This is a genomic window from Paenibacillus kribbensis, from assembly GCF_002240415.1.
Classification (GTDB): Bacteria; Bacillota; Bacilli; order Paenibacillales; family Paenibacillaceae; genus Paenibacillus; species Paenibacillus kribbensis.
The window spans coordinates 2,355,825-2,378,738 of record NZ_CP020028.1; the positions used below are offsets into that span (position 1 = coordinate 2,355,825).

Below are 22,914 nucleotides of genomic sequence, written 5' to 3' on the forward strand. Positions count from 1 at the left end.
AGAAAGGATTAAGCTCGAATGAAATTTGCGGTATTGGATTTTGAAACGACAGGCACCCAGTCCGCGGATGACATCATTCAAGTCGGACTTGCAATTATAGATCATGATAACAGCATTTCCCGTGTTTACGGTTCTTATGTGAACCCTGGCAGGCCCATTCCGCCTTTTATTACGGGGTTGACCGGAATTACAGACGATGACGTCAAGGATGCTCCTGCACTTGAAGAGATGATGATGGAGCTTGTCCCTTTGCTGGATGATGTTGTCCTGGTCGGTCATAATGTGGCATTTGATTTTAATTTTTTGCAAAACGCTTTAGATCGGTGCGGATACCTGCCGTTTAGCGGCAGAATTTTGGATACGATGGATTTTCTGAAGATCATGTTTCCATCGCTCTCCTCCTATCAACTCGGATTTGTTTCTTCTGAGTTCGGGCTGGCTCATGATCGCCCCCATCAAGCAGACAGCGACGCGCTGGCTACGGCTGAGGTGTTCTTAAAGTGTCTGGCTGAGCTTCAAGCGTTACCTTTAATCACGATACAGCGGCTCAGCGATTTGTTTGCAGAGGAAGACAGTGATCTTGGCTGGTTTCTTGACGGGGTGCGTGAAGAGAAAGAGCTTGATCCCATTCAGGATTTGGAGGGGCATCAGTTTTATCGTCAGCTTGCACTGAAGGTGGAGGATTGGACAGAGCTGGCAGCTCCCCGCAGAGAAGATGATCCGAATCCGTTGTCAGGTGTTTCCTTTGAGGAATACATGGATGATGTGCGAGATCAATTGCGATCATCCTTGAGCCAATACGAGGAGCGCGAAGCGCAGGTACAAATGATAGAGGATGTAAATCAGGCGCTGAGTGAAGACAAGCATTTGTTGATCGAGGCAGGTACAGGGACAGGCAAGTCCCTCGGTTATTTGCTTCCATCACTGTATCACAGTGTAAAATATGGACAGCGGGTTACAGTAAGCACGCATACAATCAACCTGCAGGAGCAGTTGCGCGAGCGCGATATTCCGATGCTGACGAAGGTGATTCCGTTTCCGTTCCGGGCTGCCATTTTTAAGGGTCGGGGGCACTATTTGTGTCTGCGCAAGTTTGAACATAAAATAAACAGAAGAGACTTCGCAACACCAAAGGAAGATTTAATAACGGCGGCTCAGATGATCGTCTGGCTGACGCTGACAGAAACCGGTGATGATGAAGAATTGAATCTGAGCAATCGTGGCGGAGATTTTTGGGAAACGGTGGCAAGTGATTCGGAGTCCTGTCTCGGCCGCTCCTGCCCGTGGTTCCGTAAATGCTTTTATCATCGTGCGCGTCATGAGGCGGGAATATCGGATGTGGTTATTACGAATCATTCCAAGCTGTTTACGGATGTCAAGGCAAGCCATCAGCTGTTGCCAAGCTATGAGCATCTGGTCATTGATGAAGCACACCATCTGGAGGAGGTCGCCGGCAAGCATCTGGGCATGCATATGAAATATTTCACACTCGTTCATACGTTGACCAGACTGTTCAAAGACAGCAAGAATGGACAGCTGCCTTCATTGCGTCAGCAGTTGGTGAAGTCTGGTCATGAGAAGTCGGCAGATTGGGCTTCGACCATCGACCAGCTATATCCGCTTGTGCTGGAGGTCAAGGAAACATGGGATTTGCTGAGCGACAAGCTGTTTGGTATGCTGCCGGAGCGAAGTGATGCGACACCGGGTGAAACAGGACAATTTTCTTCTCGTCTCAAGCCGTCGGCCAAGCCTGCCAAGTGGGATCAAGCGTCTGCGCTGGAAAATCAGTTAAATGTCACACTAAGCGAAATTTTGCGCAAGGGTGACAAGCTCATGCTGGACGTAAAGGAAGAATATGATGATTATGCGGCTGACAGCCTTATTACGGATATTACAGGACTGCTCAAGGATTTGGCCGGAATCAAGGAGAATTTGCGTCTCTTTATACGTCTTGATGATGAGACGACCGTCTACTGGCTTGAAGCGAGTGGGCAATTCCGCAGTAAATCATTGCAATTTTATGCAGTGCCTGTAGATGTGAGCCGCCAGCTGAAAGAAATGTTTTTTGACAAAAAAAGAAGCATTATTCTGACTTCAGCCACCTTATCGGTCGATAAATCGTTTCAGTACATGACCGATCAGCTCGGTTTGCAGGAAGCTGCAGATGAGGGACGGCTGATGACTTCGCAGCTCCCGTCGCCCTTTAACTACAGGGATCAGGTGCTGCTGGTCATTCCCCGCGATTTCCCGAGTGTAAAGGGCAGTGTAGGAGATGCGCATTTTGTTAATATGCTTGTCAGCTCGCTAGGCGCGACTGCTCAGGCGACCCGGGGGAGAATGCTCGTTTTGTTTACCTCCTACCGGATGCTCCGGCAAGTGTATGAGCCGCTCAAAGAGGCATTGTCTTCCAGCGACATCACTGTGCTGGGACAGGGTGTAGACAGTGGGAGCCGCAGCAAGCTCACCCGGCGTTTTCAGGATGCCAAGGCTTCTGTATTGCTGGGAACCAGCAGCTTCTGGGAGGGTGTTGATATTCCAGGCGAGGCGCTGACGTGTTTGGCCATCGTCCGTCTGCCGTTTCAACCGCCGAATCACCCGTTGCTGGAGGCGAAAAGCGAGCTGCTGCAGCAGCAGAAGAAAAATCCATTTATGAAGCTGTCTGTTCCACAGGCGGTCATTCGTTTTAAACAGGGATTTGGACGTTTGGTACGTACAGCGAGCGACCACGGGGTCGTCATCGTTTACGATACACGTGTCATCGAATCCTATTACGGAAAGCACTTTTTGTACTCGTTACCGGGACCAAAAATGGAGCATATGCCGACGGAGCAAATGGTGCCCCGCATCTCTGAATGGCTCCAATCCGCCCCGGAGACTGAGGCATAATGGACGGGCATCTAAAAATGTCCGTTACAATTAGGGGGAGCAAGTATGAAATCAGAAAAAATTTCTGAGGCAGTTGTACGGAGGTTGCCCGTATATTTACGCTATCTGAATGCACTGAACAAAAGGGAAGTGGCTACGGTCTCTTCCCAGGATCTGGGGCAAAGGCTGAATTTGAATCCGGCCCAAATCCGAAAGGATCTCGCATACTTTGGAGATTTTGGCCGAAAGGGTATCGGCTATGATGTGACTTATCTGATTGAAAAAATACGTCATATCCTGAAAATTGACCAGCAAATCAACGTTGCATTGGTCGGAGCAGGTAATCTGGGGCAAGCCCTCTCGAATTATAATGCGTACTTAAAAGACAATATGAAAATTGTAGCTGTATTTGATGCTGTTCCAGAGAAGACCGGAACGATGATCAATACGCTGGTCGTTCAGCCAATGGATCAATTGGAAGCGACTGTGAAAGAAAAAAATATTCGGATCGGGATTATTACTGTACCGGATTTCGAAGCGCAACACGTGGCCGACAAGCTGATTGAGTGTGGTATTGAAGCGATCTTGAACTTTGCACCGATCATTCTGAAAACCCCGGACAACATCCGGGTACATACCACAGATTTTACAACCGATTTGCTAAGCCTCGCTTATTATTTAGAGGATGGAAAGGAAGAATCGCAAGATGACAGTGAATAAATGGATGATTAAAAACGGCTCCTTTGCCGTAAACGGACCTGAAGCCGGGGTAATCCATGGCTATATGATTGTGGAGGATAGCCGGATTACTTACATTGGCGAGACTTTGCCTGCGGGAGAGGAAGATACAGAAGCGTTTGACGGCAAAGGCTTGCTCTTTTTACCAGGTCTGATTAATACGCATGGTCATGCGGCGATGTCACTGCTGCGTGGGTATGGCGATGATCTGGCACTTCAAGTATGGCTTCAGGAGAAAATGTGGCCGATGGAAGCCAAATTTACAGCTTCAGATGTATACTGGGGTACTTCCTTGTCTGTGCTGGAAATGCTGAAAGGCGGTACGACGACCTTCCTGGACATGTACGATCATATGGATGAGGTGGCTCGTGTAGCTGAAGAGTCAGGCATTCGTGCGAGTCTGATGCGTGGAGCGATTGGATTATGCTCAGAGGAGGAGCAGCGAATCAAGCTGGCTGAGGCTGTGACTTTTGCGCGTAACTGGCATGGCAAGGCGGATGGTCGCATTACAACAATGATGTCTCCACATGCGCCATACACATGTCCACCTGCATTTATCGAAAAATTTGTACAGGCTGCGCATGATTTGGATTTACCGCTGCACACCCACATGTCCGAGACTATTGCCGAAGTTGAGCAAAACGTACTTGATTATGGCTTGCGTCCAGTTGCACATTTGGATAAGCTCGGCTTTTTCTCCCGTCCTTCGCTTGTTGCCCATGCCGTTCATTTGAACGACGAGGAAATAGCCTTGCTGGCTGAACGTGGTGTAGCGGTTTCCCATAATCCGGGCAGCAACCTGAAGCTGGCAAGTGGTGTAGCAAGAGTGCCTGAGCTGCTGCGTGCAGGGGTTACCGTTTCGCTCGGTACGGATGGTCCTGCCAGCAATAATAATCTGGATATGTTTGAGGAAATGCGCCTGGCTGCTCTCATTCATAAGGGAGTATCCGGTGATCCTACGGCGGTTCCTGCGAATGAAGCACTGCGTCTGGCAACCGAGTACGGCGCGAAGTCGATTGGTTTAAACGAGGTGGGAGTGCTGGCAGCAGGCAACAAGGCTGACTTTATCGCGTTGGATCTGAATCAGGCGCATTTCCTGCCGCGTACGGACCTTATTTCCCATGCTGTATACTCTGCAAGTGCCAAGGATGTGGCCCATGTGTGGGTAGACGGTCGTCAGGTCGTGAAAAACGGTGAGTGCCTGACTATGGACGAGGAACGCATCAAACATGAGGCACAAGCCGCCTTTGAAGGGCTGCTGTCGCGCTAATTCAGGTGTCACATCCCCTTAGAGAGGAAGCACAGGCTTTGAAAAATAAGAAAAAATGGATAGCGGTCGCTATTTTGGCCGTGATACTGATCCTGGTCAGCATGTTCTGGTATTATTCTTACGTTACGCAAGACCAGGTGGCCGAGAGAAATGCCGCTATCATAAAGGCCAAGCAATCGGGTGGTCTGGTCAGCACGACTCGTACATGGAAGTCAGTATGGAGTCAGGTATATTGGGTAGTTCAAGGGAAAAATGCCCAAAATGAAAATATAATGGTGTGGGTTCCCTTTCAAAAAGTGGAGGGACAGCCTAATGTACCTGCCGCAGATAATAGTGGTGTTCATACCGAGCTATTGAAAAACGGAGTCGACGAGGAGAAAATGACGGCAATTATTCAGCAGCAGCTTCCAGATGCAGAGATCGTGAGCCTCCAGCCAAGTGTGTTCAATGGCGAATATGTGTGGCAGCTGTTTTACAATGATGGAAGCCATCATAACTATACCTTTTACCGTTTCTCAGATGGGGGATCGACGGGGGTAAAGTATACATTGCCTAATTACTAGAGTGACGTGGGGAGTGGCTGATGGTAGTTTGAAGGGTTAGGAGCGTTAGGAGCGCCTGGGAGCGCTGCTAGTCCGTTTGATCTTACGATCGCTGTTGCCGCCGGATTTTTTTCGATTAGATTCTTATGGGGAAAATCCGGTGGCAGTATATGCTTCCGAAGCGAGCTTTCTTACAGAAAGCTTTTAGGCGAACGCTTCGCTTCTTCAGATTCAAATGGCCCACTCCGCTGGCTGACCGCCATGGAGTCACTCCAAACACCAGGGAGTTGAGGTAGGAGGGAACGGACGCCGCGCTGCGCTTGTCTCCGTTTTGAGTTTTACATCTGTCACTCTTGTTCCCGGATTTCTCCTCTAAATAGGTTTATTCGAGAAATCTGGAAAGCACCGTCCCACTGCGGATTGGCGAAAATGTAACTTTTATACTCGGTTTATATAGTTTGGAATGATTGAAAGCTAAAAAGACGTAAATGCGATTAAATTCGTATTTACGTCTTTTTAGTTTTTATGTTTGATTCGTATTTATCATAGCATGACTATTTGAGTATAAAACCATATCCGCCTGTGCAGTGCCTTCATATGTAATTTTATAAGTTTGAATTAGATGTTTTTTCATTTCCCTTAAAGAGTCTAAATATGAAGTCTATTACATATATCATAATATTTTTTTCCTAAAAATGGTTTAATCATAGACGCGGACTAACGTAACCCATAATTTTGTGGCTATGTTATCATGACTACTTATTCACCAAAGGAGATTCATGAACATGGGAAAAATGGATGGGAAAGTTGCATTGGTAACAGGTGGAGGTCAAGGGATTGGGCGGGCTATCGCTTTACGTCTGAGTCAAGATGGCTTCGCCGTGGCAGTCGTAGATTTGAATGAAGAAACGGCTAAAAGTGTGGCTGATGAAATTACAAAGACAGGAGGGCGCTCGATTGCGCTTAAAGTCGATGTTTCCAACCGGGATCAGGTTTTTGCCGCCGTCAAGGAGACAACTGACAAACTCGGTGGATTTGATGTTATCGTAAATAATGCGGGGATTGCTCCCGCCAAGCTGTTGGAAGATGTTACGCTGGCTGATTTTGATAAGCTGTTTCATATCAATGTGACCAGTGTACTGTGGGGCATTCAGGCGGCCGCAGCCGAATTTAGAGAGCTGGGTCATGGGGGGAAAATCATCAATGCCTCTTCACAGGCAGGTCATGTCGGTAACGCCAATCTGGGCATTTACTCTGCAACTAAATTTGCAGTTCGAGCATTAACACAAACCGCGGCTCAGGAATATGCGCAATATGGCATTACAGTTAACGCCTACTGTCCCGGTATTGTACAAACTCCGATGTGGAGTGGAATTGATAAAGAAATTACGGCCTCCAAAGGTGAAGCTGTAGGCGATGCCACCAAGGAATTCGGCAGCAAAATTGCGCTTGGTCGTCTCTCTACACCGGAAGATGTATCAGCCTTCGTCTCATTCCTGGCAGGTCCGGATTCCGATTACATGACAGGGCAATCCCCTCTGATCGACGGCGGCATGATGTTCCTGTAAAGGACTATGTTATTAGCGACGAGGTAATAAAACTCTTATATATGCAGCGTAGACGCTACATGCAATTTTTGCTGCAGCCAAGAACTTGTAAAAGCAGGAGTAACTGAAAGAAAGCAAAGAAAGCCGAAATTGGCTAAAGTAACTATAGAGATTGAAGAAAAAATTAAAAAGACGTAAATACGATGAAATTCGTATTTGCGTCTTTTTAACTACCAACCCTGCGAAGCTTGGCTGAAAGCCAGCGAAGCATCTTTGCCTACCCAACTTTCCTGCTAAGGCAAAATTCATCTTTATGGCGGGCAGTAGCGGAGTGGAGGATTTGAATCTGGAGAAGCGGAGCGTTCGCCTTTGCCATGGGATTCTAACCTTTAAATGTTTTATACCATCAAGAGAATCCCATGGCAACAGCGATCGTAAGATCAAATCCTCCACGCAGCGTCTCCCCCACCCACCCATAACCAATGATTTTGCCTAACCTCAACTTCCCCACACATTGCCTTCGATATTCGATATACGATATGATATACTATATTTCTGAGTGATAGACAAATATGATAGAAAAAAGCTTGCTGATTGCTGCAAGTTCAAGATCATAAGTCTGTTTGTTGTTGACATTCGTCCCGTTTCTTCTTTGTTTTACATTTTGAGAGGAGGATGTTATTTGAAATTGCGTGTAGTTCCTATCGTTGTTGCGGCAGTTTTGGCAGCATCGCTGTTGTTTGGAGGATGGTTCATTTACCGTCAGGTTACAATGCAAAATCCTCTGGAAACATTGGTTACTCAATATCCCGGCGTGACAAGCGCTCAAATAGATATTAAACCGGAAGAGGTTGTATTGAAACTGGATCTCAAGCCACAGGCAGATGTGGCCGGATTGGTCAATGTAGTTAAGCAAAAAGGGCAGTCCATCATCGGCAGCCGTACCATCAAGCTGGACATTGCAGATCATTCCAATTCAGCACTGAATCAATGGTGGTCTGAGGCTATGTTTCCCGTAGCGGAAGCGATGGAAAATAAAAAATATACTCAAATTTCATCTACCGTTGAGCAGATGAAAAAGAAAAAGACGGGTATTCAGGCTGATACCGATATGGATTCGAATAATGTCTATATCCGACTCAGCGAAGGTAAAGCGACCAAATTTATCGTTTTGCCACGTCAATCTCAGCAAATGGGGGTATGGCCTAATGCCTAGATGGATCAAGGAAGCACTAATCGGCATTGTGCCGGTAACCATTATATTTCTCATCTTTATCGGGGTGAACATTATCCCTCTGCTGCTCGTAGGCATCATGATCAGCGGCTTGTTAATGCTCATGCATGCGCGCGGTGGCTTGGCTGTAGGTGCCGGGCAAGAGCGTAAACGTAAAAAAAATGGCCCGGACAAGCTGACTTTTGAAGAAATCGGCGGACAAGAAAGCGCCAAGCAGGAGCTGCGCGAGGCCATGGACTTTTTGAATCGGCATGATGAAATTTCAAAATTTGGCATTCGTCCGATAAAAGGCATTTTGCTCACAGGCCCTCCGGGAACCGGGAAAACATTGATGGCGAAGGCAGCCGCACATTATACCAATTCTGTATTTGTTGCTGCCTCAGGCAGTGAATTTGTTGAAATGTACGTTGGTGTAGGTGCAGGTCGTATTCGTGAGCTGTTTCGCGAGGCGCGTACACGTGCCGCCAAGGAAAAGAAAGAAAATGCGATTATTTTTATTGATGAGATCGATGTGATTGGCGGTAAGCGTGAGGGTGGACAGCAGCGTGAATATGATCAGACCCTGAATCAGCTGCTGACAGAAATGGATGGCATTTATTCAACGGATACGCCACGTATTTTGCTCATTGCGGCTACTAACCGTAAAGAAATGCTGGACAGTGCTTTAACCCGTCCAGGACGCTTTGACCGTCATATTCAAGTGGATTTGCCCGATAAAAAGGGTCGTCTGCATATTCTTGAAATCCATGCCAAAAATAAACCGATTCAGGAAGATGCGAATCTGGACAAAATTGCTGAAGAATCCTATGGCTTTTCCGGTGCACAGCTGGAAAGCGTCATGAATGAAGCGGCCATCTATGCGATGAGACAGGAAGAGAAGATGATTGCCCAGAAACATCTGTCGATGGCCATTGACAAGGTGATGATGGGCGAGAAAACGGACCGTGAATCAACGCTGGAAGAGAAAAAGCGTGTAGCCATTCATGAGTTGGGACATGCTATTATGGCCGAAATCGTTCGTCCCGGCAGTGTGAGCCAGGTTGCGCTCAGCCCACGCGGGAAAGCGCTCGGCTATGTGCGTCACAATCCACAGCAAGAACATTATCTATATACCAAGCAGTTCCTGGAGGAGCAGATTATGATCTCCCTCGCCGGGGCTGTAGCGGAGGAAATGTACTATGGCGGTCGCAGTACAGGCTCAAGTAATGATTTTGAGCAGGCGCTGAATATCGTTCATACAATGATGACCTCCGGTTTGACTTCACTTGGAATTATTAACATGGATATGGTAACAAAAGAAGAACTTATGAGGGAAAACAGCCAGATTATGGATGGACTGCATACCCGAACGCTGGACCTGCTTGAGAAGCATCGTCCTGTGTTCGACAACTCTCTTGACATCCTGATGAGGGAAGAAACACTGTCCGGAGACCAATTTAGATGTCAATTTAGTGAAAATGCTTTATTACCAGCATAATTTTATTATGCTGGTTATTTTTTTTTACATTTAGTCCGTGCTAAGATATTATTATCTATTGGGACATAAACATGTATTTTTCGACAAAGAAGGATACAATATATGAGAGTGACCAGGAAAGGGTGGAATTAAGAATTATGCAATTTAAAAAAATCGGCGTCATCGGCGGCGGTACTATGGGCCAAGGTATTTCTGAAATGCTCGCGTCCAAAGGAATCGATGTGCTGCTGGTAGAGCAGACACCAGAGAAACTAGACTACGCCTACAATATGATTGAAACGAGTCTGGACAAACAGCTGGAAAAGTGGGCAATCACACAAGCGGAGAAAAAATTGATTTTATCCCGCATTCAAAAAGTATCCCATTTGGCAGAGCTGGGCAGTTGTGATATGGTCATTGAAACCATTACAGAAAACCTGGATGAGAAGAAAGCTGTTTTCCAAGAGCTGGACCATGTGTGTCCAAGCAACATTATTCTTGCAAGTAATACATCCACGCTGAGCCTGACCGAGCTTGCGAGCTCGACCAAGTATCCAGAGCGTGTGATTGGCATGCACTTTATTTATCCGGTATCCCGCATTGATCTTGTAGAAATTATTCGTGGCTTGAAAACTTCGGACGATACGTTTGAGAACACTAAAATGTTTGTTGAAGAAGTAGTAGAGAAAAAAGGGGTTATGATCTATGAATCCCCAGGCTTCGTAACAAGCCGTATCATTTGCTTGCTGATCAATGAAGCTGCACATGTGCTTCAAGAGGGCGTAGCTTCCGCTGAAGATATCGACGATGCTATGCGAATCGGCTACAGCTTCCAAAACGGTCCTTTGGAAATGGCTGACCGCTTTGGTCTGGATTCCGTTTTGGCCGCTCTGGAGCGGATGTTCCGCGAATTCGGCGAATTGAAATATCGTCCGTCCATCGTCTTGAAGAAAATGGTGCGTGCAGGTAATCTGGGCGTAAAATCGGGTGAAGGGTTCTTTAAGTACGACAAGGATGGTGACCGGATATGAAAATTCTCGTAATCAATGCAGGGAGTTCTTCCCTGAAATACCAACTGTATGATATGACGGATGAGTCCGTTTTGGCGAAAGGTCTGGTAGAGCGTATCGGTATGGACTCCTCTATCCTGACGCATAAGCCAACAGGCAAAGAAGAATATACTGAAGTTAGCGAAATTCTGGAGCATACCACAGCGGTCCGTAAAGTGCTCAATGCACTTACAGATGCGGAGCATGGTGTGATTTCCAGCGTTAGCGAAATTGAGGCTGTAGGCCATCGCGTGGTTCATGGAGGAGAAATCTTCAAGCAGTCAGCACTTATAACGCCTGAAGCAAAAAGTGAAATCCGTCGCCTGTTCGACCTTGCGCCACTGCATAACCCGCCTTCCATGATGGGGATTAGAGCCGCAGAAGCAAATATGCCGAATGTGCCGCAGACTGTAATATTTGATACCTCGTTCCACCAAACGATGCCTGAGAAAGCTTACATGTACGCTATTCCACGGGTGTTGTACAATAAGTACAAGGTACGTCGTTACGGTGCCCATGGTACTTCCCATGATTTTGTTAGTAAGGAAGCTGCCAAATTCCTGGGTCGTCCTCTGGAAGATTTGAAGATCATTACTTGTCATATCGGTAATGGCGGTAGTATAACAGCAGTCCAAGGTGGCTTGTCTGTAGATACTTCCATGGGTATGACTCCACTGGAAGGACTTATGATGGGTACACGTAGTGGTGATTTGGACCCTGCAATCGTGCCTTATGTTATGAACAAAGAAGAATTGACGGTCAATGAAGTTAACTCCATGCTGAACAAGCACAGTGGACTTTTAGCGATTTCCGGTATCAGCAGTGATATGCGTGAAGTCACAGAAGGTATGGAAAAAGGCGAAGCTAATTCTACATTGGCATTCGAAATGTATGAATACCGTCTGCGTAAATACATTGGCTCGTATGCTGCGGCAATGAACGGGGTAGACGTGATTGTATTTACAGCAGGTGTAGGCGAAAATTCCGCTGTTCTGCGTAAGAGAGTGTTGGAGCAACTGACATTCCTCGGTATCGAGCTGGATGAATCACTGAACGCTATTCGCTCTGGTGAGCCTCGTCGGATTACAACGGCAAATTCCAAGGTAGAAGTATTGGTTATTCCAACGAACGAAGAACTGGTTATTGCCCGTGACACGTTCCGTTTGGTACAATAACTTAGCTGAAATAAAATGAATTTTATGCATACATACATACTTTAGCATGTATGTATTAACCAGTTGAGAACAAACAGCCTGACCCTAGGGAAGGGCTGTTTGATTTTCGGTTAAGAGGAGAGACGTTCATGACGAATAAAAGTACGATTGCCCAAGTAGGCCGCCATGTAGGGGAAACGGTTACAATCGGCGCTTGGGTAAACAATAAAAGATCTAGCGGTAAAATTCAGTTTCTGCAACTGCGTGACGGTAGCGGATATATTCAAGGGGTTATCGTAAAAAGCGAAGTGTCCGAGGACATTTGGAATGATGCCAAATCCTTGACTCAAGAAAGCTCCCTGTATGTGACTGGAGTCGTGCGTGAGGAACCGCGTAGCCAATCAGGCTTTGAATTAACGGTTACAGGCATTGAAATTATTCATCTGACTGAAAACTACCCGATTACACCAAAAGAGCATGGGGTAGATTTTCTGATGGATCACCGTCATTTGTGGCTGCGTTCCGCCAAGCAACGTGCTGTTCTGATCGTACGGGCAGAGATCATCCGTGCTGTACAGGAATTTTTTAATAGCAACGGCTTTACGAAGGTGGACCCGCCGATTTTGACGCCTTCTTCCGCAGAAGGCACAACAGAGCTGTTCCACATCAAATATTTTGACGAAGATGCATATTTGACACAAAGTGGACAATTGTATATGGAAGCGGCAGCGATGGCTTTGGGTAAGGTATATTCCTTTGGCCCAACGTTCCGTGCGGAAAAGTCCAAAACACGTCGTCACCTGATTGAGTTCTGGATGATTGAGCCGGAAATGGCTTTTGTGGATCATGAAGAATCCTTGCGCATCCAGGAGCAGTTTGTAAGCCATATCGTACAGTCTGTTCTGAAAAATTGTGCAAAGGAACTTGAAACGATTGGACGCGATGTTTCGAAGCTGGAGCAAATTCAAGGCGAATTCCCGCGCATCACGTATGATGAGGCGATTGCGTTCCTCCAAGGTGAAGGATTCGATATTCCTTGGGGTGAAGACTTTGGCGCTCCTCATGAAACGGCTATTGCCGACAAATACAACAAGCCTGTATTCATTACACATTGGCCGGCTCACATTAAGGCATTTTATATGAAACCCGACCCAACTCGTCCAGAGGTTGTTTTGTGTGCCGATATGATCGCTCCTGAAGGCTACGGCGAAATTATCGGGGGTTCCCAACGGATTGATGATCCGGCCTTGATGGAAGAGCGTTTTAACGAGCATAACCTAGCACGCGAAGCTTACCAGTGGTATATGGATCTGCGCACCTATGGCAGCGTTCCGCATTCCGGCTTTGGACTGGGACTGGAGCGTACAGTAGCCTGGATTTGCGGGCTCGATCATGTACGTGAAACGATTCCGTTCCCACGTATGCTGTATCGTCTGTATCCGTAACCGATGACCGGATCATTCGACAAGACATCTGCGGCTGGGTGGGCGGAGGGAGCAGCCTTTGCTATGGAAGCCGGAATGGTCCAGATTCCCTACGCCCTGCTCAAGCATTATCGGACGCTTCGGCTGACGGATGGTGAAATGCTGCTGCTGATGCAGCTACTTGCTTTTAAACAGGCGGAACGTAATGAATTTCCAACATGGGAGCAGTTACAGGCCCGTCTTGGATGTACTGCGAACGAAATCGCGCTCTATTTCAGCAAGCTGACGAAAGAAGGCTTTTTGCGAATTGATTCTGTGGAGGACCGTAGCTCATCCGTACAATTTGAACGCTACAATTTGACGGGACTGTATCGTAAGCTGGCGGAGTGTATGATTGCCGAGCGTACGGAGCCAGACGATGAGGACGACTTTTTGTTTGCCGGGCAACCTGAGATTCAGAATGGAACAACGCAATCTTTGCCTACAGAAGAACGAAATTTGTTCACGATTTTCGAGAAAGAATTTGGTCGGCCGCTGTCACCGATGGAATACGAGACGATCAACAGTTGGATGGATCAGGATCGTTATCCCGAAGAGCTGATTTTGCTGGCTTTGAAGGAAGCGGTGTTTGCAGGAAAGGTGCACTTCCGATATATAGACCGCATATTGCTGGAGTGGAGTCGAAACCGTGTGCGCAATGCACAGGATGCCAAAGAATACGCCCAGCGATTCCGTGGTGGCGGACGCAGCTAAAGCAGCGGTCTGTGTCATCGCCTGTGCATAACAATTAAGCAGAAAATTAAAGCGAGCAAGCAGGCTTTAATGATAGAGGACACACCACTCCGGTTGGAGGGTGTGTCCTTTTTAAATATTTTTAAAAAAATATGCAGGGGGAGAAAATTCTCTGACGTCTATAGTATTGGGAAGGGGGAGAGCGTCATTGATATAGAGAGAATCATTGAGCGAATCCGGTCTGGTGATCGGCAGGCGTTCCGTGAGATCGTAGAACTGTACAGCAAGCATGTGTTTCATATCGCCTATTCGGTATTGCATGACAGTAAGGAAGCGGAAGATGCCGCACAGGAAGCGTTCGTTCAGGTGTATAAGTCTCTCCCCCAGTACCGGAACGAAGGTTTCAAAACGTGGCTGAGCCGAATTGCGCTCCACAAAGCGCTGGATATCAAGCGCAAACAGGACAGGCGGCCCACAGAGCTCGTAGACGTTGCACAAACGCTCGTACAGTTCCCTTCCCGGGATGAGGATATGCTGTCGCGCCTGATCCGCGAGGAACGCAATGTAGAACTATCGGAAAAAATCGCCCAGTTGCCCCAGCAGCATCGGGATATTATTCGAGCCTATTATATGCAGGGCAAAACTTATGACCAAATTGCGGATGAGACGCAGGTAGCTTTAAAAACGGTAGAGTCCAGGCTTTACCGGGCACGGCAATGGATTCGAAATCACTGGAAGGAGGAGGAATGGCAATGACTGAACAACAGGATAAACCGTGGATGGAAGGGCAATTAAAGGATTGGCATGCTTATATAACAGGAACTTGCACGTTAGAAGAGTCTGAGCGGCTGGAAAAGCTTTTGCTGGAAGACGAACAGGCGCTGGATGTATATCTTGCTGCACTGGAGCAACTGGAACCGACCTTAGAAGATCATGTTGCCCAGATAAATGCGGAGCACTTCACAGACAGAGTCATGGCCGTTCTTTCCGATATAGACGCAGAAGCGAGTCAAGTCATTTTTAACAAGCGTCGCTGGTTTGAAAAGCCTGTGTTTCACTATGTTATAGCGGCAAGCCTGACCTTGATCTTGCTGTCCAGTGGTGCTTTTGACAAAATGCTGCAAAACAACGGAAAGCCGATTCCTTCAAAAGAACGCGTCTCTTACAGTGAAGAGGTCATGCGAGCTACGACAAGCTGGCTCGACAAATTAAAACCCTAAAATTCGGATTTGGCAATATCCCAAGATTAGAAAGGAAGTGTAGCTGTGCCTTATACAGAACGAAGCAAACTGCTGGCATTTCTGCTGAATATCATCCCTGGTGTAGGACACTATTACTGGAAGCGCAAAGCCAATGCGTTTGTATATACCATTTTGTTTTTTGGATGTCTGGCGGGAGGTTTTTTTCTTGCGGTGGTAGCGAGGGACGAAGGGCCTTTTTTGGCTAGTATTTTTGTGGCCACTCTTGTGTGGGGATTGAGTATGCTGCATATCATGATCAGCTTATTGCGTAATGATGCTCGTACAGTTGTTGCTCCATATCCTCCGCATCCTTCTCATACAGGTCCGAACCCGTATGGCTTTTACGCTCAGCATGTATCTTATGAAGGTGAAGGCTTGGCGGGAGAAGCATCGGAAGGTGCAACAGATACAAATACGGATGTACCGGGAGCAGGAGTAGGCTATGGTCCAGGTTATAATCCTTATGAGCAAGGATACTACGGGGCGCCAGGTTCGCCCGCTTACCCAAAAGGGTCGGATAATGAACGTTTTTTCACCATATTGCTATCGTTCATCCCGGGATTGGGGCACCTTCATCTGGGGCTAATGCAGCGTGGCTTGTCTTTTCTGATGTCCTTCTTTGGCTTTGGAGTGATTCTCATCTTTATTACCAGTGTTACAAACGAATCTGGATTTATGGCGTTTGCAGGCGTGTTGCCGATTATTTGGCTGTATTGCATGTTTGATGCGGTGCAGCTTGTACATCGCAAGCAAGCAGGAGAAATTCTTCAGGACCGGACTTTGTTTGAGGAACTGGAGCATGGAAGAGTTGAGGGGCGGCGCAGTAAAATGCTGGCTTCCATTTTATCCGTATTTCCCGGTGCCGGTCATATGTATATCGGTCTGCAAAAACGGGGGCTTCAGCTCATGCTGCTGTTTTTAGGAGGAATCTATGTGCTGGATGTGCTGCATCTTTCGCTCTTTTTGTTCCTGATTCCGGTCATCTGGTTTTACAGCTTTTTTGATGCGTTGCAGCAAGTAAGCCGTTATGGTCGGGAACCACTGATTGACAAGCCTGTCATCGGCATGTTTGCACAATATCATCGGTGGGTAGGCTTGGGATTGCTGGCGCTGGGTGCTTATTACATCCTGATTAACATCCTGGTTCCTGTGCTGGATCGCCTGTTTCCAGAAGGGCAGATTTACAATATCGTCGACACATATTTACGAACAATTATTGTATCCTTCTTGTTGATCGGCGGTGGTATTTGGATGATGATCGGTAATTCCAAAACGAAACGGGCAAAGGAGAAGCGATAGAATGGATACTGAATTTTCAAAGAGTGAGGCTCCCATGAAGGGAGTCCATCATTCTCCTAGTGACGGGACAAGCTCTAACAAGACATCAACTGCTTCAGCAGGGGTATGGAAGGTCGGGAGGCTTTCAATGGGACTTTTTCTTGTCCTGTTAGGCGGCATAACGTGTGCCTCCAAGTTTTGGGGAGCAGGCACCCTGGAGCAGATATTGACCTGGTGGCCTGTCGTATTTGTTTTGCTGGGATTGGAGATTTTAATGTATACAGCGTGGAAAGGGACACGTGAGCGCATTCGTTATGATTTGTTCAGTATGTTCATTACGGCCGTATTGGTTTTTTTCTGTATCGGATTTGCTTTGGTCAGCTCACTGGGACTTACTACTCAAGTCAGGGAAATGATGGGTTCTGTGCAGGAAACAAGGCTTCTCCCTGATTGGCATGAGAAAATGCCTGCCGGTGTGACCAAGGTGATTGTGCAGGGAGAAAATCCGTATGCGGTCAAAATTGATGCAACCACCTCACCAGAGGTGCATGTGTTTGGAAGCTATGTATATACAGGCAACGTGAACGAATTCAAAGGACAAGAGCTATATCAGACAAAGCAAATTGGAGATACGTTATATGTGCTGCTCGGCCAAATTCCGACACGTTTTATGCAGGATCGGCAGCAGCTTGACGTTACGATTGCAGTTCCCAAGGGAATTGCGGTTACTGTACGTGATAGCCATGGGAATATTATCGGGGAATAGGGAGTGCTTCCGGCTCCAGCTTTACATTCTGCATCATTCAAGCGATACTTTAAAGGAGAAGCCCTTGTGGATTCATTCAGTGTATGTGATCTTAGGGTAAACTTGAAGTAAGTGAATTGAATACAACTACGAATGTACCTGGAAAGAGAGGAAAAACATGATATCGTTAAATCCTGATACGCTTACAGCGCGTGAAAATTATAAACTGTTAAGCGGAAGCATTATCCCAAGGCCGGTAGCCTTTGTAACGACGTTGAGCAGCGAAGGAGTGCTGAATGGAGCCCCGTTCAGTTATTTTTCCATCGTAGCCTCCGAGCCGCCGCTTCTGTCCGTATCCGTACAACGTGTGGACGGAGTGTCCAAAGATACAGCGCGCAATGCGATGGAGCAAAAAGCTTTTGTCGTACATATCACAGATGAGGACAATGTAGGCGCAGTGAATGTGACGGCTTCTCGTCTGTCGCCGGATGAGAGTGAAATTATGTTAGCAGGACTAACGCCGATCCAAAGTACAAAAATTGCGGTTCCGGGTGTGAGCGAAGCGAAAATACGGATGGAATGTGTCCTGGAGCGGGCAATACCGCTGGGAGGTACGGAGAACGCACCGGCCTGTGATCTGCTGATCGGGCGCGTGGTGCAGTATCACTTATCCGAGGAAGCGTATCAAAACACCTATGTCATTGCCAAAAATTTGCGTCCGGTGAGCCGATTGGCCGGAAACGACTATGCGAAGCTGGGTGAGCAATTCAAGCTGGAGCGTCCCCAATAGGGGGCGTTTTTTTATAGCATTAAGTACTAGTGAATACTCTGTCCATTGTTGCGTATAAATATAGTCCGAATACTTTTCTTTTGAACAAGTATTATAGTTAATGTGGGAAGTTCGTAATACAATTTTCTCATCAAAGGAGGATCTTGGTTATGAGCAAGGTTGCAATCGTTACGGATTCTGGAGGCGGATTAGGAAAAGGTATCGCAGAGAGGCTGTGCAGAGATGGTTTCAGTGTTGTACTTCATGACATCAATGAAGCGTTGCTGAACGAAACGGTTTCTGAACTCAAAGGAAAGAACTTTAATGTTATCGGAGTTAAAGGAGATGTATCTAAACGTGAGGACCAATTCAATCTGGTCAAAGAAGCGGTCGATCAATTTGGTCGTTTGGACGTTTTTGTTAACAATGCGGGAATCGACGCGGTTGCTCCGTTTTTGGAAATTACAGAAGAACAACTGAACAGACTATTCAAAATCAACGTAAATGGCGTCGTTTTTGGTACTCAAGCCGCCGCCAATCAATTTATTAAGCAAGCAGCCAAAGGAAAAATCATTAATGCGTGTAGTATAGCAGGCCACGAATCCTTTGAAATGCTCGGCACATATTCTGCGACCAAGCATGCTGTGAAATCCTTTACCCACTCGGCCGCTAAGGAACTGGCTAAATATAAAATTACAGTAAATGCATATTGTCCCGGTGTTGCAAAAACGAAGATGTGGGATCGGATTGACGAAGAAATGGTTAAGTATAGCGACGACCTAAAACCGGGGGAAGCATTTGAGAAGTTTTCTTCGGAAATTGCCCTCAAAAGATATCAAACGCCTGAAGATGTCGCCAATCTAGTATCTTTCTTGGCTTCGGATGATTCGGATTATATTACAGGTCAAGCCATTCTCACGGATGGTGGTCTGGTTTATCGTTGATACATTAGATTTTAAAATATCGAATTTGCTTTCACAAAGAGAAAGGTGTAGAGATCATCGAGGGCGCTTCATGCCAGATCATATTCATATGCTGGGAGCATTCCACCGAAGATGAGCGTATCGAGCTTCATGGAATACCTCAAGGGGAAGAGTGCCCTCATGATCTTCGCCAAACATGACATCCATAATCCTTTCTTATGTGTCATTCCCGGTGGTTCAATTGAAGATAAAAGGCTTCCTTTCGTTGCACCGATTCTCTTAATTCCCTCTCAAAAAAATGTATAGATGGTATTGTTCCAAATAGAACAATGATACCCATTGTCATATAAGCATACATATTGCTCAGTCCATTTAGATTCCAAGGTCTGAAAACAACAAATAGCATGCTACCCCTAATAAGCATTCCCCATGCCGTATTAACAGTGTATCGAACTTCCTCATTAATCTCTGCGGCTAGATACTGTAGATTACGAATGTCACTGCAGCTAATATTCCCCAGAACAATGATTCACATGAAAAGTTTATAAATAGATCAGTCCTTATCTTCTATTGAGTAGTGGCAAACTTACGAGAGATGGTCCTATACTTTGTAGGTGAGATCCCTTTTTTAGCTTTAAATTGCTTGATAAAGTAAGTGTCATACTCAAATCCAGTAGCGCGTGCAATTTCATTAAGCTTCATACCTGTATGTGTTAGAAGATCACACGCAACTTTCAAACGATATGAAAGTAAGTAACCTATTGCTGTATTTCCACATCTTTCCTGAAATAATTTATTAAGAGTTACACGGTTCAAATGAGCACAATTCGTCAAATCTTCCAAAGAAATCTTTCTTAGGTAATTAGCGTGTATATATTCTAACGCTAAATCAACGGACGACCGTTCACTATTCCGATTTAGATCCTCAAGCAACCCCAAAATTTGGATGAGGTACTTTTTTATTCTGCATACCCAGCGTGTATCGCTTTGCGCCTGTACTTCTGTACCAAGTACAAAAAACCATTCAAATAAATGTGGATATGCTTTTTCCGTTACACGAGGTACACCAAAATATAGATGATCACGTTGAAAAAGTGAAAGACCTGTTTGTATTCTCGGACCAGTTGGAAAGTAACCCTGCGTTTCGGAAAGAGTTATTGTGTTAAGAAATTCTAGGTGAAAACTAAAGGATTGCGCAGCTACGTTATGCTTCTCAATGACTTGTATATCATCATCTTCAGCCAAGCAAAGGACACCCGGAGCGACAATAGATATTGGATGTTCGTTTAATATCCCACTCATTGTTCCAGACGTAACTAAAATTAGAGTAAAACGCCCCGGATAAGGAAGATTACTAAAGTCCTCCACTGCGACAAATTCAATATTCACGGAACGGTTTTTATACCTGTCAATTTGTGGCATAGTAGTCACCTATCAAATAGTATAGTTAGATGCTTCATTTATAGCATTGTACCACAGAAGTTCAAGGGATATCATTACGATGCAACACAACAAAAAAGGAGGAGAAACGTTATGGCAGTTGAACGTTTTCATATTCACATCTCTGATGAAATCCTTGATGATCTAAAATACAGACTACATCACATCCGCTGGCCAGATCAATTAGAAGACTCGGATTGGGATCGAGGAACTGAATTAAATTATTTGAAATCTCTCGTTTCGTATTGGCGGGACCAGTATGATTGGCGCACACAAGAATCTCAGTTGAACCGCTTTTCCCAGTTTTGCTGCAATATCGATGGGATTGATGTGCACTTCGTTCATGAGCGTGGTAAAGGACCTAACCCTTTGCCGATCATTCTTACTCACGGATGGCCAGACAGTTACCTTCGTTACCAAAAAATCATCCCTCTTCTTACTGATCCAGTCAGCCACGGCGGTGACCCTGAGGACTCTTTTGATGTAATTGTCCCTTCATTGCCTGGATTTGGGTTCTCCAGTCGCCCTGACCATTCTGGCGTCAACAATTTTCGTGTCTCCGAGATGTGGGCTAAATTAATGACAAAAGAATTAGGATACAAAAAATTTGCTGCTGCGGGTGGGGATATTGGTTCCGGTGTTACAAGATATCTGGCATCAAACCATCCTGAACTTTTATTTGGAATCCACCTAACTGATATTGGTATTATAAGAAATCTCCTCACATCACATGAGCAGGTAACACTTTCAGAAGAAGAGCTGCAATACAAGAAAAATGCTTTAGAATGGATTTCCCTTGAGGGGGGGTACATGTCACTTCAATCGACACGCCCCCAGACTCTTGCTTATGGACTTTCTGACTCACCAGTAGGCTTAGCTGGCTGGATTATTGAAAAATTCCGTGCTTGGAGTGATTGTAATGGTAACCTCCGGCAAATATTTAGCGAGGATGAGCTGATTACGCATATAATGGTTTATTGGCTTACTAACACAATTGGATCATCAACACGTATGTATTATGAAAATTCACATTCTTTGCCGCCATTGGGCTACATAGAAGTACCTACCGGAATTGCATTATTCCCAGCAGATATATTGTTACCGCCTAAAGAATGGGCAGTACGCAACCTAAATATAACTCGCTGGACTTCAATGGCTCGTGGCGGACATTTTACCGCCATGGAAGAGCCAGAGCTTTTAGCCCAGGAGATTCGTGCCTTCTACAAGCCTTTTAGAGCGAAAAATAAAAATTAATAATTAATCAAGATCCAACCACACATTGACTGGATTTAATAATAGGGACGTTTCATACCCTAGGATATTCCGGACAAGTGGGTCGACCATTTGCGTCGCACTTTCCTAGGTCTACGATAAGCAGTTACCCTCATCGGTTCAATACAATGAAGTGATACTTACCTTTATGATAGTACCTGTAATAAAAGTGCGTACTTTTTTATTTATAGTGTGACCTCTATACTCAAGAGGACAAATAAATAGAACTCAAGGAGGACATCGCTTTGAAAACTCTTGTTATCGTAACACATCCAAGTATAGAGACATCTATCATTAATAAACGCTGGGTAGAAGAGCTCAAAAAATACCCGGAAAAGTATACAGTTCACGAATTGTATAAGGCTTACCCTGATGGAAATATTGATGTGGAAAGAGAACAAAAATGGATTGAGAGTCATGATAAACTTGTTTTGCAGTTCCCTATTTTTTGGTTTAACTGCCCTCCACTCCTTAAAAAGTGGTTAGATGATGTATTTACTTACGGCTGGGCTTACGGATCGAAAGGAGATAAACTAAAAGATCGTAAGATTGCTTTGGCTGTATCAGTTGGTGTAAAAAGTGAAGATTACAGCGAGAACGGTAGATGCAAGCATACCTTGGAGGAAATTTTAGTACCTTTCAAAACAACCGCTATTTATTGTAAAGCAGACTACCGTTCGTTCTTTGCTTCATACGGTGCTGAATTTGAACCCACGGCTGAAACAATTGAAAAAAGTGCACAAGCCTATTTAAACTTCATCGATCACATGTAAATAACAAAAAAAAGGAGGCATCCGTATAGGGTGCTTCCTTTTTTTGTGAAATTATTATTCATTCTTCATATCGTGTCTAAATCAAGGTCTGCGTTTTTTTCACCCCATTCACACATCATGTCTAGAATAGGAATTAGCGAAAGACCACGTTCAGATAATGAATATTCAACTTTAGGAGGTACCTGGGGAAATTCCGTGCGTATGATCAGGTCATCTGCCTCCAGTTCTTTTAGCATGAGGCTTAGCGTTTTAAAGGAAATGGTACCGATACATCGCTGCAGTTCATTAAATCGTATAACCTTATTTTCGGAAAGCCAATACATAATGATCATTTTATATTTACCGCCTATTAAGGATAACGTGTATCCAAAGCCAGTATCTTTTAGTTTCACGCCAGTGGGAACACAGGTTTCAGGCACAAGCTACACTCTCCTTTCGATAAGAATAGGATATGAAGCGGAG

21 protein-coding genes and 1 pseudogene are annotated in these 22,914 nt (G+C 45.6%); 20 read left to right on the forward strand and 2 right to left on the reverse strand.

Translation table 11 applies throughout. The features are described from left to right. Positions 1-18: 18 nt before the first annotated feature. The 18 genes and pseudogenes from dinG to B4V02_RS10770 all read left to right on the forward strand — a co-directional run. Entirely contained in the window at positions 19-2,886 is a 2,868-nt protein-coding gene (dinG, locus tag B4V02_RS10685) for an ATP-dependent DNA helicase DinG (RefSeq protein WP_094154749.1), read from the forward strand. A 45-nt stretch (positions 2,887-2,931) separates the two neighbouring features. Next, a complete protein-coding gene (locus B4V02_RS10690; RefSeq protein ID WP_007430792.1) occupies positions 2,932-3,585 on the forward strand; it encodes a redox-sensing transcriptional repressor Rex in 654 nt (217 codons plus the stop codon). Further along, the gene (locus B4V02_RS10695; protein ID WP_094154750.1) at positions 3,572-4,873 is read left to right on the forward strand and encodes an amidohydrolase; all 1,302 of its coding nucleotides are present in this window, start codon (positions 3,572-3,574) and stop codon (positions 4,871-4,873) included. The genes B4V02_RS10690 and B4V02_RS10695 overlap by 14 nt, the downstream gene beginning before the upstream one ends. Before the next feature lie 38 nt (positions 4,874-4,911). Next, the gene (locus B4V02_RS10700) at positions 4,912-5,436 is read left to right on the forward strand and encodes a cell wall elongation regulator TseB-like domain-containing protein (RefSeq protein ID WP_094154751.1); all 525 of its coding nucleotides are present in this window, start codon (positions 4,912-4,914) and stop codon (positions 5,434-5,436) included. Positions 5,437-6,200: 764 nt separating this feature from the next. Further along, complete coding sequence (locus B4V02_RS10705) at positions 6,201-6,983, forward strand: (S)-acetoin forming diacetyl reductase (RefSeq protein WP_094154752.1); 783 nt, start codon at positions 6,201-6,203, stop codon at positions 6,981-6,983. A 661-nt stretch (positions 6,984-7,644) separates the two neighbouring features. After that, positions 7,645-8,178: a hypothetical protein gene (locus B4V02_RS10710; protein ID WP_007430788.1), complete on the forward strand. Its 534-nt coding sequence runs from the start codon at positions 7,645-7,647 to the stop codon at positions 8,176-8,178. Then, on the forward strand, positions 8,171-9,673 hold the full coding sequence (locus B4V02_RS10715; protein ID WP_094154753.1) for an AAA family ATPase: 1,503 nt from the start codon (positions 8,171-8,173) through the stop codon (positions 9,671-9,673). The genes B4V02_RS10710 and B4V02_RS10715 overlap by 8 nt, the downstream gene beginning before the upstream one ends. A 137-nt stretch (positions 9,674-9,810) precedes the next feature. Beyond that, a complete protein-coding gene (locus tag B4V02_RS10720; RefSeq protein WP_068499573.1) occupies positions 9,811-10,683 on the forward strand; it encodes a 3-hydroxyacyl-CoA dehydrogenase family protein in 873 nt (290 codons plus the stop codon). Next, a complete protein-coding gene (locus B4V02_RS10725; RefSeq protein ID WP_007430785.1) occupies positions 10,680-11,876 on the forward strand; it encodes an acetate/propionate family kinase in 1,197 nt (398 codons plus the stop codon). The genes B4V02_RS10720 and B4V02_RS10725 overlap by 4 nt, the downstream gene beginning before the upstream one ends. Before the next feature lie 128 nt (positions 11,877-12,004). Further along, positions 12,005-13,300, forward strand: coding sequence for an asparagine--tRNA ligase (gene asnS / locus B4V02_RS10730; protein WP_094154754.1), 1,296 nt, complete (start codon positions 12,005-12,007; stop codon positions 13,298-13,300). Between the two features lie 3 nt (positions 13,301-13,303). Then, entirely contained in the window at positions 13,304-14,032 is a 729-nt protein-coding gene (locus B4V02_RS10735) for a DnaD domain-containing protein (protein ID WP_094154755.1), read from the forward strand. A 69-nt stretch (positions 14,033-14,101) separates the two neighbouring features. Beyond that, a complete protein-coding gene (locus tag B4V02_RS10740) occupies positions 14,102-14,767 on the forward strand; it encodes an RNA polymerase sigma factor (protein WP_094154756.1) in 666 nt (221 codons plus the stop codon). After that, positions 14,764-15,231 (forward strand): hypothetical protein, encoded by a 468-nt coding sequence (locus B4V02_RS10745; RefSeq protein ID WP_007430780.1) that lies wholly within the window; start codon positions 14,764-14,766, stop codon positions 15,229-15,231. Before B4V02_RS10740 ends, B4V02_RS10745 begins: the two co-directional genes overlap by 4 nt. A gap of 45 nt (positions 15,232-15,276) precedes the next feature. Next, positions 15,277-16,551, forward strand: a complete 1,275-nt coding sequence (locus B4V02_RS10750) for a multi-tm2 domain protein (protein ID WP_094154757.1) — start codon at positions 15,277-15,279, stop codon at positions 16,549-16,551. Between the two features lies 1 nt (position 16,552). Continuing rightward, complete coding sequence (locus B4V02_RS10755) at positions 16,553-17,296, forward strand: hypothetical protein (protein ID WP_094154758.1); 744 nt, start codon at positions 16,553-16,555, stop codon at positions 17,294-17,296. A gap of 157 nt (positions 17,297-17,453) precedes the next feature. Further along, on the forward strand, positions 17,454-18,065 hold the full coding sequence (locus B4V02_RS10760) for a flavin reductase family protein (RefSeq protein WP_094154759.1): 612 nt from the start codon (positions 17,454-17,456) through the stop codon (positions 18,063-18,065). A gap of 149 nt (positions 18,066-18,214) precedes the next feature. Further along, positions 18,215-18,988, forward strand: coding sequence for an acetoin reductase (locus tag B4V02_RS10765; protein WP_094154760.1), 774 nt, complete (start codon positions 18,215-18,217; stop codon positions 18,986-18,988). Between the two features lie 41 nt (positions 18,989-19,029). Then, positions 19,030-19,165 (forward strand): annotated as a pseudogene (locus B4V02_RS10770) (transposase); the annotation flags it as partial. 369 nt (positions 19,166-19,534) lie between these two features. Here the strand turns inward: B4V02_RS10770 and B4V02_RS10775 are convergent. After that, positions 19,535-20,389: a helix-turn-helix domain-containing protein gene (locus B4V02_RS10775; protein WP_094154761.1), complete on the reverse strand. Its 855-nt coding sequence runs from the start codon at positions 20,387-20,389 to the stop codon at positions 19,535-19,537. 111 nt (positions 20,390-20,500) lie between these two features. Between B4V02_RS10775 and B4V02_RS10780 the strand changes: the two genes are divergently transcribed. Together B4V02_RS10780 and B4V02_RS10785 are read left to right on the forward strand one after the other, a co-directional pair. Continuing rightward, positions 20,501-21,661: an epoxide hydrolase family protein gene (locus B4V02_RS10780; RefSeq protein WP_094154762.1), complete on the forward strand. Its 1,161-nt coding sequence runs from the start codon at positions 20,501-20,503 to the stop codon at positions 21,659-21,661. A gap of 263 nt (positions 21,662-21,924) precedes the next feature. Then, on the forward strand, positions 21,925-22,452 hold the full coding sequence (locus B4V02_RS10785; RefSeq protein ID WP_094154763.1) for an NAD(P)H-dependent oxidoreductase: 528 nt from the start codon (positions 21,925-21,927) through the stop codon (positions 22,450-22,452). Between the two features lie 65 nt (positions 22,453-22,517). On the opposite strand, the gene B4V02_RS10790 is transcribed toward B4V02_RS10785, so the two are convergent. Beyond that, on the reverse strand, positions 22,518-22,871 hold the full coding sequence (locus tag B4V02_RS10790; protein WP_043891072.1) for a winged helix-turn-helix transcriptional regulator: 354 nt from the start codon (positions 22,869-22,871) through the stop codon (positions 22,518-22,520). Between the last annotated feature and the right edge of the window lie 43 nt (positions 22,872-22,914).